Origin of the sequence: Massilia sp. IC2-477, from assembly GCF_020707265.1 — a bacterium.
Taxonomy (GTDB): Bacteria; Pseudomonadota; Gammaproteobacteria; order Burkholderiales; family Burkholderiaceae_D; genus Telluria.
The window spans coordinates 518,597-531,742 of record NZ_JAJFEQ010000004.1; the positions used below are offsets into that span (position 1 = coordinate 518,597).

Genomic DNA, 13,146 nt, shown 5'->3' on the forward strand with positions numbered 1-13,146 from the left:
CACATTCGCATGGACGCCTCGGAGCCGTCGCAGCTACTTTCGAGACTAGTCCCCGCGTCGTACTTGCCGCTTCAAATGCAGCAGGTAGCGGCCATACCCGCGAGGCAGATTCGCCGCGCCGGAGGGATCGGCAACGAAGCCGGCCAATACCTCTTCGTACAGCGCCAGGCAATCGCGATAGCGCCCCTGGCGCATGGCCTGCGGCTTGCGCAAGAATTTCAGCACGAAGTAATCCGCCAGCAGATCACCCTGCGCTTCCATGTTGTAGTCGGCCAGCGTGGCGCCCTCGCGCAGCGTGTAGGCATAGGGAAGCCCGATGCGCACGGCGCCGCGTAGGCGCACCGGGTAGCCTAGCTGGTGCTGCCACACGTGCACCATCTCGTGCATGAACCAGTGGATGGCGCCGGGGTCGCCGCGGGTGTAGTCGGGAAGGAAGCAGGAACGGTGGAAGTACATGCTGCCGTTCGGGGTCATGCAGCAGTTCTTCGGCTGGAAGGGCATGTAGCGGCGGCCGTGGATACGGACGCGGCTGTAGTCGATGGCGTCGCCGAACAGCAGCGACGCCATCGCGATCTCGTTCTCCGTCAGGGGACGGGAACGGGGTCTTTGCTTGAGCTCTTTAGGCAGCACGCAGCGCGGAAGCCGCCTTCGCCAGTTCTGTGATGCCGGCCCAATCGCCTGCGGCGATCAGGTCTTTCGGCGTCAGCCAGGAACCGCCGACGCAGGCCACGTTCTTGCAGGCCAGGAACTTCGGCGCGGTCTCGATCGAGATGCCGCCGGTCGGGCAGAAGGTCACGTCCGGCAGCGGGCCGGCGATCGCGTTCAGCATGCCGACGCCGCCCGCCGGCACCGCCGGGAACAGCTTCAGCTGCTTGAAGCCGTGCTCGCGCGCGGCCATCACTTCGGACGGGGTCATCACGCCGGGCAGCAGCGGCAGGCCGCTCTTCTTGGCCGCTTCGATCATGGTCGCGGTCAGGCCCGGCGAGACGCCGAACACGGCGCCCGCATCACGCGAGGCTTCGAATTCGTGCGGCTGGGTGAGCGTGCCGACGCCGACGATCGCGCCTTCCACCTGGCTCATGTCACGGATCGCCTGCAAGCCGTGCTCGGTGCGCAGCGTGACTTCCAGCACGCGGATGCCGCCCGCCACCAGGGCCTTTGCCAGCGGTACGGCGTGGCTTGGGTCGTCGATGGCGATGACGGGGATGACGCTCGCCGAGCGCATGATTTCAAGTAAGCTCATTTGTCCCATTATTTCTGCGTCCTAAAGAGAAAGTCTTCGTCCGAACCGGGCTGCCCTTCTTCGACGTGCATGCCTTCGTGCAGCGGTACGGTGGTTTCAATCGGCGACGGCAGCGGGAACGTCGCCGCGCCCTCTTCCGCCGGGCTGGAATGGGTGCGGAACATGGCGAACAGTTCGCGGCCCATGCCGATGTGGCTCTTCGACAGGTCGGCCGTCGCCATGCGGCGCGACGCCCAGACCGTGTCCGTCACCAGCGCTTCCAGGGTGCCGCTGGTCGCGTCGACACGGATGATGTCGCCGTCGCGCACCAGGCCGAGCGGACCGCCGGCCAGGATCTCGGGCGACACGTGGATCGCCGCCGGCACCTTGCCGGACGCGCCCGACATGCGGCCATCGGTCACCATCGCCACCTTGTAGCCGGCATCCTGCAGGTTCGACAGCGCCGGCGTCAAGGCGTGCAGTTCCGGCATGCCGTTGGCGCGCGGGCCCTGGAAGCGGATCACGGCCACGAAGTCGCGGTTCAGTTCACCGGCCTTGTAGCGCAGCATGAAGTCTTCCTGCGAATCGAAGGTGATGGCCGGAGCCTCGATCACGTGATACTCGGATTTCACCGCCGAGATCTTCATCACCGCGCGGCCCAGGTTACCCTGCACCAGCACCATGCCGCCATTGTTCGCGAACGGGTTGCTGGCCGGACGCAGCACCGCTTCGTCGCCGCTCTGCGCGGGCACGTCGCGCCACACCACGCGGCCGTCTTCGCCCAGGAAAGGCTCCTTGCAGTGGGCGCGCAGGCCGTGGCCGAGGATGGTGTTGACGTCCTCGTGCGCCAGGCCGGCATCGAGCAGTTCACGGATCACGAAGCCCGGGCCGCCGGCGGCCTGGAAGTGGTTCACGTCGGCTTCGCCGTTCGGGTAGATCCTGGTGAGCGACGGCACCACCTTCGACAGTTCGTCGAAGTCGTTCCAGTCGATCACGATGCCCGCCGCGCGTGCGATCGCCACCAGGTGCAGGGTGTGGTTGGTCGAGCCGCCGGTCGCGTGCAGCGCGACGATGGCGTTGACGATGCTCTTTTCGTCGACGATGCGGCCGATCGGCATGTATTCGCCGCCCTGCTGCGAAATCTTCACGGCCTGGTGCGAGGCAGCTTTGGTCAGCGCGTCGCGCAGCGGGGTGCCCGGGGTGATGAAGGCGGAACCCGGCATGTGCAGGCCCATCATCTCCATCAGCATCTGGTTGCTGTTGGCGGTGCCGTAGAAGGTACAGGTGCCGGCGCCGTGGTAGGACGCGGATTCGCCCGCCAGCAGTTCTTCGCGGGTGGCTTCGCCCTTGGCGTAGCGCTGGCGGATCGCCGCCTTTTCCTTGTTCGAGATCCCCGAGGTCATCGGGCCGCCCGGCACGAAGATGCCCGGGATGTGGCCGAAGTGCAGCGCGCCGATCAAGAGGCCCGGCACGATCTTGTCGCAGATGCCCAGGTACAGGGCGGCGTCGAACATATTGTGCGACATCGCCACCGCGGTGGCCATGGCGATGGTGTCGCGCGAGAACAGCGACAGTTCCATGCCCGGCTGGCCTTGCGTGACGCCGTCGCACATGGCCGGCACGCCGCCTGCGAACTGGGCCACGGCGTCGACTTCGCGCACGGCTTCCTTGATCACCTGCGGGAAGTACTCGAAGGGCTGGTGCGCCGACAGCATGTCGTTATAGGACGAGACGATGGCCACCGACGGCTTCTTGTATTCCTTGAGCTTGAGCTTGTCGTTGGCCGGGAAGGCGGCGAAGCCGTGCGCGAGGTTGGTGCACGACAGTGCCCCGCGCTGCACGCCCTGCACGCGGGCGGCTTCCAGATGCGCCAGGTAGGCCGCACGCGAGGGACGGCTGCGCTTGATGATCCGGTTCGTTACCTGTTCGACTACGGGGTGCAGCGCCATGATCGTTCCTTCTTAAATTTAGTATCTGAAATTTTACTACAGATTTAAAACCAGCGCAGACAGCGCGATTTCCCTCTTACCGCTGACTGAACTCGTCAAAAGTGGGGATCCCGCGCAGAAGCGGCCGCTATCAAGGCGACCATTATTTGTGTAGTGAATTTACGCCTGCTTCCTGTATTATTCGATAATCTGCACTTGACAATATTGTTCCTTCGACACCGACCTCATGCGCCAGCCTTCCCTCACCAGCACCGCCAGCTTCCAGGCTCTCGAAAACCACGCCCTCGAGGCCGAAGACTGGGAGATGCGCAGCCTGTTCGCTGCCGATCCCCAGCGTTTCGACAGACTCTCGGTCGAGGCCGCGGGGCTGTTCCTAGACTATTCAAAAAATCGCCTCGACGGGCGCACGCTTGAACTGCTCGCGGCGGTGGCGCGCGAGCGCGGCGTGGAGGCGCGCCGCGACGCGATGTTCGCGGGCGAACGCATCAACAATACCGAGAACCGCGCCGTCCTTCACACCGCCCTCCGTGCGCCGCGCGGCAGCAAACTGGTGGTCGACGGCCAGGACGTGAATGCCGACGTGCACGTGGTGCTCGACCGTATCCGCAGCTTCACCGATGCCGTGCGCAGCGGCGAATGGCTGGGCCGTACCGGCAAGCCGATTACCGACATCATCAACATCGGCATTGGCGGCTCCGACCTGGGGCCGAAGATGGTGGTACTGGCCCTGCGCCACTATGCCCACCCCCGTCTGCGCATGCATTTCGTCTCGAACGTCGACGGCCACGACATGGACGCGGCGCTGTCCCAGGTCGATCCCGAAACCACGCTGTTCATCGTCGCCTCGAAAACCTTCACCACGGCCGAGACCATGATGAACGCGCAGACCGCGCGCAGCTGGTTCCTGGAACGCGCCCCGGAAGAGGCATTGGCAAAGCACTTCGTCGCCGTCTCGACCAATACCGAGGCCATCAAAGCCTTCGGCATCGACCCGGCCAACATGTTCCCGTTCTGGGACTGGGTGGGTGGCCGCTATTCGGTGTGGTCGGCGATCGGCCTGTCGGTGGCGCTGGCCGTCGGCTTCGGCTATTTTTCCGATTTCCTGGCCGGCGCCCACGCCATGGACGAGCACTTCCGCACGGCGCCCATCGAGCAGAACATGCCGACGATCCTGGCCCTGGTGGGTTTCTGGAACCGCGAGTTCCTGGATGCGCATTCGGTCACCATCGCGCCCTACCACCAGGACCTGAACCGCTTCCCGGCCTACCTGCAGCAGCTCGACATGGAAAGCAACGGCAAGTCCGTCACGCGCGAAGGCGAGCCGGTCGACACCCCGACCTGCCCGGCGATCTGGGGCGAGCCGGGCACCAACGGCCAGCACGCCTACTTCCAGCTGCTGCACCAAGGTACCGACCTGACCCCGATCGACTTCATCGCCGCGCTGCGCCCGGCGCACGAGATGGAGCACCACCACAGCGCGCTGCTGGCGAACTGCTTCGCCCAGTCGGAAGCCTTCATGAAGGGCAAGACCATCGATGAAGTGCGCGCTGACCTGCAGGCGCAGGGCCTGGGGCCGGAAGAAGTCGAGCGCCTGGCGCCGCACAAGACCTTCCCCGGCAACCGTCCGAGCAACACCATCCTGATGGAACGCCTGACCCCGGCCACGCTGGGCGCCCTGATCGCGCTGTACGAGCACAAGACCTTCGTGCAGGGCGTGATCTGGAACGTCAACAGCTTCGACCAGTGGGGCGTCGAGCTGGGCAAGGTGCTGGCGAAGAAGATCGAGGCCGAGCTGGCGGGCGAACCCCAGCCCGACCTGCACGACAGCTCCACCAACGGCCTGATCGCCCGCGCCAAGGCCGCGTTCTGAACCTATCCACTTACATACATGGCAACGGATAAATTCGAGGTAGTGCACGACGCGCCCATGCTCGTCGGTGAAGCGGCGACCTGGCACGAGGTCGAGTCGGCGCTGTACTGGGTCGACATCAACGGCTACACGGTCAACCGGGTGCACCCGGCAAGCGGCAAGTATTCGTACTGGAAGATGGCCACCGAGCCGTCGGCGCTGGCCATCGACGCCGACAACAACCTGATCGTATCGACGCGCTCGGGCCTGATCTGCCTGAACACGACCAGCGGCAAGGAAACCCCGATCGCCGACGCGCCCTACGACACGAAGATCGTGCGCTTCAACGACGGCCGTGTGGACCCGGCGGGCCGCTTCTGGATCGGCACCATGTACGAGCCGCGCGACAAGCCGGCTGCCGAGATGTACGTGCTCGAGCGCGGCAGCTTGCGCCAGGCCTGGGCCGGCAACATGACCAACTCGAACGGCCTGGCCTGGAGCCTGGACGGACGGACCATGTTCCATGCCGATACCACCACGCACCGGATCGACTGCTACGACTACGATCCGACCACCGGCGCGCATTCGAACGGGCGCACCATCAAGACCTTCTCGACGGACAAAAGCGCGGCCGACTACGGCGGCCGTCCGGACGGCGCGACGGTCGACAGCGAAGGCGCCTACTGGGTGGCGATGTTCGAGGGCGGCCGGGTGCTGCGTCTGTCGCCGCAAGGCGAGATTCTGCGCGAGATCGCCCTGCCGCTGCGCTGCCCGACCTCGGTGGCCTTCGGCGGCCCCGACCTGCGCACGCTCTACATCACCAGCGCCAGCCATGGCCGCTCGCCCGAGGAGCTGGCGCGCTATCCGCTCAGCGGCAAGCTGCTGTCGATCCGCGTCGACGTCGCCGGGCGAGAAGAGCCGGAATACCAGCACTGAACCATTGCTCGTAGGGTGGGCGGCTCGCAATCAGGGCCACTGGCCCTGATTACCCCACGCGGTCAAATTACGTATCTCGGCCCGCTCCATGGCTTCACATGCTTTGGTTGACCGCGTGGGCGGGAATATAGTCCACTGGACTATATTCCCCCGCCCACCCTACAGTTTCGCAGTAATTTCCCGCACTTTGGCCCTGAAGTCGACCAGGGCGAAAGGCTTGATCATCAGGTGCACCCCTTCCATCAGCCCTTCTTCCGGCGGCGCCGACTCGGCATAGCCGGTGATCAGGAGCACCCTGGTGCCGGCGCCGCCGGCGCGCGCGGCTTCGGCCAGCTGGCGGCCGTTCATCCCGCCCGGCAGGCCGATGTCGGTCACCAGCAAGTCGACGTGGTCGATGTGGCGCAGCTTGGCCAGCGCCGTGCTGGCGTCCCCTGCCTCGAACACCGTGTGCCCTTCGTCGCGCAGGACTTCGGACAGGACTTCGCGCAGCGAGGCTTCGTCGTCGACCAGCATGATGGTCAGTTCGCGCGAGGGGCTTGCCTCCTGCGGCAGGACGGTCGCGACGCGTGCCGACTGCGTCTCTCCCGTGTAGCGCTCCAGGTCGATGTGCAGCGCGGTGCCCTCGCCCGGCGTCGAGGCGATGCTCACCTGGCCGTTGCTCTGCTTGACGAAGCCGAACACCATCGACAGGCCCAGCCCCGTGCCCTGCCCGATCGGCTTGGTCGTGAAGAAGGGCTCGAAGGCGCGCGCCGCCGTCTCCGCATCCATGCCGAAGCCGTTGTCGATCACGCTGATGCGCAGGTAACCGTTGGACATCAGTCCGGACACGGCGCCGCGGCGGTCCGGCTCCACGTCGGACGTGGCGATCTCGAGCCGGCCGCCGCGCGGCATGGCGTCGCGCGCATTGATGGCCAGGTTCAGGATCGCGTTCTCCAGCTGGTGCGGGTCGCACAGCGTCATCCGCCAGCGGCTCTCGAGCCTGAACTCGACCGCGATGCCGGGCCCCATGGTGTGGGTGACCAGGTCGGCCATCGAGCGTACCAGCTCGTTGACATCGGTCGGCCGCGGCTCGAGCGTCTGGCGGCGCGCGAAGGCCAGCAGGCGGTGGGTCAGCGTGGCGGCGCGCTGGGCCGCCTGCTGGGCGCCGTCGAGGTAGCGCGGCAGCACCTCCATGCGGCCGGCGTTGTAGTGGAAGCGCCCCAGCTCCAGATTGCCCACCACCCCCGCCAGCATGTTGTTGAAGTCGTGCGCCAGTCCGCCGGTAAGCTGGCCGATCGCTTCCATCTTCTGCGCCTGGCGCAGGGCTTCTTCCGCGTGGTGCAGCGCTTCCTGGCCCTGCTTTTCCTCGGTCACGTCGCGCCCGGCCATGTACAGCAGGCGCCCCTGCGGCACCACGGTCCAGGACAGCCAGCGGTAGCTACCGTTGCGGTGGCGGGTACGGATTTCATAGCGGGTGATGGTCTTGCCGGCCGCCAGCTGGGCCACCACGCCGAGGAGCTCCTCGCGCTGCTCCGGGTGGGCGAACTCGGTAAACGGGGTCGCGCGCAGCTCTTCCTCGGTCCAGCCCACGGCCTGCGTGATCGCCGGGTTCGCGCTGACGAAGTAGCCGTCGGTCGATGCGACCGCCAGCAGTTCCTGCGCCATGTCCCACAGGCGGTCGCGCTCGGCGGTGCGTTCGCCCAGCAGCGCCTCCAGCTGCGCATTGGCCTCGCGCAGCGCGGCTTCGGCGCGCGCCCGCTCGACCGCGTTCCAGACCCGCTCGGCGACGTCCTCGGCCAGCGCGATTTCATACGGTGTCCAGGCACGCGGCTGGTGGTGGTTGACGATCAGCATGCTGGTCAGTCGCCCGCCGCGCAGCACCGGCACGCTGAGCTCGGCGCGCGTGTCGATCGCCAGGAAGCTGGCGGCCGTAGCGGGCTCGCACTGGCCCAGTTCGGCCTCGATGTCGGCCAGCACGCTGGTCTGCCCGGCGCGCAGGCGCGCGATCACGCTGCCGAATTCCTCCGTCTGGAATGAGCCCAGCAGTTCATGCATCGGCGCTGCGGTGTAATTCGTGTGGAAGATGCCATCGCTGCCTTCCTCGGCCATCTCGCAAAACAGCACGCGTCCGGCGCCGAGTTCCTCGCCCAGCAGGCGGCTGGCGCGCCGCATCACCTCCAGCGGATCAGACAGGCCCCGCAGCTGGTCGGCCATCCTGACCTGCAGTGCCTGCCGGCGCTCGGTGGTGACGCGGCGCGTGGTGTCGGTGCCGGTCCCGTACAGCCCGACGATGCTGCCGTCATCGGCGTGGATGGGCGAATACGAAAAGGTAAACCAGGTCTGCTCGTGGCAGCCGTTGCGGAACATCACCAGCGGCATGTCCTCGATATAGATCGATTCCCCCGCCAGTGACCGTTCGATCAGGGGTGCAAGCTGCGGCCACAGTTCGGGCCAGACCTCGCGGAAGGGCCGGCCAAGCGCAGATGGATGCTTGTCCTGCAAGAACTCGACATAGGGCTGGTTGTAGAGCATGCCCAGCTCCGGCCCCCAGAACACGAACATCGGATGGCGCGCATCGAGCATCAGCCGCACCACGATCCGGATCGCCGGCGGCCACGTGTCCGGCGCGCCCAGCACCGACGATGCCCAGTCGTGCTGGTGCAGGCGGATGCGCAGTTCCTCGGACCACGTGGACAAGGGGGCAGAAAACATCAGGGCCTTTTGAGTGAGCCGCCGGCAGCACGCGCACCGGCAGTGTGCATTTGTGACATTGTAACGATCACTTGCCGACACCCTGTTTCGCTAGGGCGGGCCAGCGCCTGCCGCTCTGCAAATATGGCACCATGGCGCAGGCCGCCGACAGGTTGCGTAGTAAATTTACTTGCAAAGTCAATATCTGTGTAGTAAATTTACAACCGCGCTTTCACCCTCTTCAGCACCGATATCCACCATGGCCCTTCTTGACTTCGACCTCGTTTTCTTTGGCGGCAGCGGCGACCTTGCGATGCGCAAGCTGCTTCCCGCCATGTACGCGCGCGACCTCTGCAACGACCTGCCGGACACGGCGCGCATCATCTGCGTCGGCCGCGACGACTCCACCCAGGAAGACTTCCTGCAGTTCATCGAAAAGAACTCGAAACCGCACATCAAGGAGCCGCCCACGGATGAAGCCTGGGCCCGCTTCCTGAAGCGTATCGTCTACGTCTCGCTCAACGCCACCGACGTCGCCAGCTTCGCGCCGCTGGCCGAGGCCCTGCGCAAGGACGAAGGGCTGACCCGCGTCTACTACCTGGCCACCCCGCCGCACCTGTTCGCGACCATCTGCGACAACCTGGCCAAGACCAGCCTGGTCACGCCGAATTCGCGCGTGGTGCTGGAAAAGCCGCTGGGACGCGACCTGGCCTCGGCCAAGCAGATCAACGCCGACGTCGGCAAGGTCTTCGCCGAATCGCAGATCTACCGCATCGACCACTACCTGGGCAAGGAAACGGTGCAGAATCTGCTGGCCCTGCGCTTCGGGAACATCCTGTTCGAACCGCTGTGGCGCCGCGAGTACATCTCGGACGTGCAGATCACCATCGCCGAGAAGATCGGCGTGGGCAACCGCCTGGGCTATTACGACACCTCGGGCGCGCTGCGCGACATGCTGCAGAACCACCTGCTGCAGCTGCTGTGCATCGTGGCGATGGAGACCCCCAGCTCGATCGCGCCGGACGCCGTGCGCGACGCCAAGCTGCAGGTGCTGCGCTCCCTGAAGCGCTTCACCCCGACCACCCTGTCCCAGAACATCGTGCGCGGCCAGTATCGTGCCGGCCACATCGACGGCCAGGCGGTGCCCGGCTACCGCGACGAACCGGGCGCCCCGAAGGGCTCGCGCACCGAGACCTTCGTTGCCATGAAGGCCGAGATCGACACCTGGCGCTGGGCCGGCGTGCCCTTCTACCTGCGCACCGGCAAGCGCATGGCCGACCGCCTGGCCGAGATCGTGGTGCGCTTCAAGCAGATCCCGCACTCGATCTTCAACCAGCCAACCTCCAGCTTCCAGCCGAACAGCCTGGTGATCCGCCTGCAGCCGGACGAAGGCCTGTCGATGAACCTGATGGCCAAGACCCCGGGCGACTCGATGCGCCTGAAGCAGGCCGAACTCGAACTCGACTTCCGCGAGCAGTTCACCAGCCCGCGCATGGAAGCCTACGAGCGCCTGCTGGTCGACGTGCTGCGCGGCCAGCTGACCCTGTTCATGCGCGGCGACGAGCTGGAAGCGGCCTGGGAATGGGTCGAACCGATCCTGGAATACTGGGAGCAGGACGACAGCGCGCCGGTGCCCTACACCTCCGGCACCTGGGGCCCGGCCGCCTCGAGCGCCCTGATCGGGCGCGACGGGCTGCAGTGGCGCGAAGAAGTGCTGCCCGAAGACTGAGCGGGACACGCCATGCTGCTCGATTCCATCCGCACCCAGCTCGACTCGCTCTCGAAATCCGAGCGCAAGGTGGCGCTCGCGGTGCTGGCGGCGCCCGCCAATACCGTCAGCCAGAACATCACGGCCCTGGCCAAGAGCGCCCAGGTGTCGGAGCCGACCGTGGTGCGTTTCTGCCGCACCCTCGGCTACGACGGCTGGCACGAGTTCAAGCTCAAGCTGGCCCAGGGCCTGGCGCTGGCGCTGCCGGGCGCGAACGAGCAGCCGGCGCCGGACGACCTGGCGTCCGACCTGGTGAACAAGATCTGTAGCCGCTCGATCAACACCCTGCTCGACCTGCGCAACAACCTCAAGCCGGAACTGGTCCAGAAGGCGCTCGACATCCTGTCTCGCGCCAACAAGATCGAGTTCTACGGCCAGGGCTCTTCCGGTTTCGTGGCGGCCGACGCCCAGCATAAATTCTTCCGCTCGGGCGTGCCCACCGTGGCCTACACCGACCCGGCGATCCACTCGATCGCGGCGGCGCTGCTGCGCCAGGGCGACGCGGTGGTGGCGATTTCGCAGCGCGGCAACAATCCGGCACTGACCCGCTCTGCAAAACTGGCGCGCCGCGGTGGCGCCGACGTGATCGTGCTGGCGCCTTCGGGCACGCCGCTGGCCGAGATCGCGACCCTGTTCATCCCGATCGACCTGGTGTTCGCGATCGACCCCTACACGCCGATCTCGGCGCGCCTGGCCTACCTGGTCGTGATCGACGTGCTGGCTGTCGGCCTGGCGCTGCAGCGCGGGCCGGAATTCCGCAAGAAGATGCAGAACGCCCAGAAGGCGCTGCAGGAATTCGACATGCAGTTCGATTCCTTCATCGGCTGATTAGCCAAGAACGCCGAAAACACTCCTGTCGCAGGCGTGTTTCCATTGTCTGCATCAGTCAATTCGGACCTTGCTCAACTGCGCATACGATTGCAAGATCACGACGCCAGGAATGCCAGCATAGAGTGACACGATGGCGTTTTGAGGTTGCATTCCAGTAAAACCCAGAGAGCTTGCCACTGTAGTTGCAACGCCGGATGGCGTAATTTTTCTCAGCTGCCCCCTACTTCCGAGCTTGTACAGATTGCCGTCAGCATCAATGGTCATTGGGCTATTGCCGCTGAAAACGGCGGCGTTGCCCGTGCCATCGATATCGTCGAGGAAGTCGAAGTTCCGGCTGGTTCGACCGGCAAGCGTCGTGACCTGGCCTGCAGGGGTGATCTTCCGGATCAGCGCTTGGTCGCTGACGTACAGGTTCCCCGCTTTGTCGGTAACGATTGCAGCCGGTCCCATGAATCGTGCCTGCGTGCCAAGGCCGTCGATTGGATTTTTCCGGTCGGCGCAGGTCGCTCCCGGCGGGGTGCCGGCTTCGCAACCGCCTCCTGCCAAGGTCGAGAAAGAACCGTCGGGCGCGATCCTGCGCACCCTCGAGCCATCGGTCGCATACACAGCACCGTCTGGCGCCACCGCGAGGTCCAATGTATAAGCGGTGGCGACGCCAGAGGAGCCATCGACCGTTCCTGTTGCAGCCTCATATGGCGCGGTTTGCGTCAACGTGGACACCGTCCTGTTGTCTGCGATACGGCGGATCGCATATGCGGAGGCATTGAGTTTGTCCACAACGTACAGTACCCGGTTCGGGCCAAAGGCTAGCGAAATCGGTTCGCCTACATGCGCATAGGTCGTGATGCTGCCGTCCGTCGCCACCTTCTTGATTTCCGACACGGGCGAAGAATAAGCAAGGTAAAGATTGCCGGATTCATCGGCTGCTGAGGCAACGGGTCGCGGTCCCGCAAGAGAGGGCGGGTCGCCGAAAAGAACATTCCATGTGACCGGCAGGGTAACCCAAGGCACTGGCACTGGCGATGGCTTCACCTTCAACTCGATCGAGCTCGAGATGCCGCCTGCGCTGGCCGTGATCGTGACCTTGTCCGCATTCAGATCCGGAGGGGTTGCATAGGCGGCGATCGGCTTGTCTGGGAGGGTATACAGGTTGTCGCCAATACTCGCCTTCGGCGTCACCGACCAGACAACCGGCCCCGAGGTGCCCGTCAGTGTTGGGTGATCTCGACCGCCGCACCGTTCAGCATGACTGACGTCGCCGAAGGGGCCAGCGCGATCGTCGGGGCAGGAGGCGGAGATGGCACGGGCGGGGCGTCGTCCTTGCCGCCACCGCATGCCGCCAGGAGTACAACGGAGCATAGCGCAAGCTGGCGTGCAGTGATCATGACAATCTTTCGTTAAATGGCCGTCATCAGCATCTTACACATTCGGTGCGGCGCAAAACTCACAAAAACACGCACAGGCCCACCGGCCGCGCTCAACACGCTCTCCGCAGGCTGCGCGCCAGTGACAGGCGGCTACGTTGCTGCGTGAGCATACCTGCCACAGAGTCATGCATGGATGAGCGCAGTAAATTGTTGAACACGTGTTCTTCCGGATGCGCGGGATAGCTGATGCGCCAGTGGCGCTGGATGCCGGCAAAACGCCCCAACAAAAATCGAACGACCGCAAGTGGGTCGAAAGCGGACGTATTAGGGACTAGTCGGAGCGCTACAACAACAGTCTTTTCCCATTCTGTTAAGCGCTCTAATGCGCTAGGCGACAAGGCATAAAAAGGGACGCCGAATGAACTGCCCCCCAAAAGTTGGACACAACTTTTGGGGTTTTTTCATGACCAAGTACAGCGAGCAATTCAAGCTCGCGGTTGTCCAAGACTATCTAGCCGACAGCTCTATTGGGTATCGTGGGATCGCGAAGCGGC

The 13,146-nt window shown here is 65.0% G+C and carries 9 protein-coding genes; 4 read left to right on the forward strand and 5 right to left on the reverse strand.

Features of this window, described 5'->3' with window-relative positions:
* Positions 1-45 precede the first annotated feature (45 nt).
* From LK542_RS11165 to edd, 3 genes are read right to left on the reverse strand one after another with little or no spacing between them, the layout of a single operon-like run.
* Entirely contained in the window at positions 46-567 is a 522-nt protein-coding gene (locus LK542_RS11165) for a Rhs element Vgr protein (RefSeq protein ID WP_227811956.1), read from the reverse strand.
* Positions 568-619: 52 nt separating this feature from the next.
* A complete protein-coding gene (gene eda / locus LK542_RS11170; RefSeq protein ID WP_227799288.1) occupies positions 620-1,243 on the reverse strand; it encodes a bifunctional 4-hydroxy-2-oxoglutarate aldolase/2-dehydro-3-deoxy-phosphogluconate aldolase in 624 nt (207 codons plus the stop codon).
* An 8-nt stretch (positions 1,244-1,251) separates the two neighbouring features.
* Complete coding sequence (edd, locus tag LK542_RS11175; protein ID WP_227799289.1) at positions 1,252-3,171, reverse strand: phosphogluconate dehydratase; 1,920 nt, start codon at positions 3,169-3,171, stop codon at positions 1,252-1,254.
* A 226-nt stretch (positions 3,172-3,397) separates the two neighbouring features.
* Here edd and pgi point away from each other — a divergent pair, with 226 nt between their 5' ends.
* Both pgi and LK542_RS11185 read left to right on the forward strand, forming a co-directional pair.
* Complete coding sequence (gene pgi, locus LK542_RS11180; protein ID WP_227811957.1) at positions 3,398-5,041, forward strand: glucose-6-phosphate isomerase; 1,644 nt, start codon at positions 3,398-3,400, stop codon at positions 5,039-5,041.
* Between the two features lie 18 nt (positions 5,042-5,059).
* Positions 5,060-5,956 carry an SMP-30/gluconolactonase/LRE family protein gene (locus tag LK542_RS11185; RefSeq protein WP_227811958.1) on the forward strand — a complete coding sequence of 299 codons (897 nt, stop codon included), beginning with the start codon at positions 5,060-5,062 and terminating at the stop codon, positions 5,954-5,956.
* A gap of 159 nt (positions 5,957-6,115) precedes the next feature.
* On the opposite strand, the gene LK542_RS11190 is transcribed toward LK542_RS11185, so the two are convergent.
* Positions 6,116-8,647, reverse strand: coding sequence for a PAS domain-containing protein (locus LK542_RS11190; RefSeq protein ID WP_227811959.1), 2,532 nt, complete (start codon positions 8,645-8,647; stop codon positions 6,116-6,118).
* A gap of 238 nt (positions 8,648-8,885) precedes the next feature.
* Here LK542_RS11190 and zwf point away from each other — a divergent pair, with 238 nt between their 5' ends.
* Together zwf and LK542_RS11200 are read left to right on the forward strand one after the other, a co-directional pair.
* Positions 8,886-10,355: a glucose-6-phosphate dehydrogenase gene (zwf, locus tag LK542_RS11195; protein WP_227811960.1), complete on the forward strand. Its 1,470-nt coding sequence runs from the start codon at positions 8,886-8,888 to the stop codon at positions 10,353-10,355.
* Positions 10,356-10,367: 12 nt separating this feature from the next.
* Entirely contained in the window at positions 10,368-11,222 is an 855-nt protein-coding gene (locus LK542_RS11200; protein ID WP_227799294.1) for an SIS domain-containing protein, read from the forward strand.
* Between the two features lie 54 nt (positions 11,223-11,276).
* Here the strand turns inward: LK542_RS11200 and LK542_RS11205 are convergent, their stop codons facing one another.
* Positions 11,277-12,404: a hypothetical protein gene (locus LK542_RS11205; RefSeq protein WP_227811961.1), complete on the reverse strand. Its 1,128-nt coding sequence runs from the start codon at positions 12,402-12,404 to the stop codon at positions 11,277-11,279.
* Between the last annotated feature and the right edge of the window lie 742 nt (positions 12,405-13,146).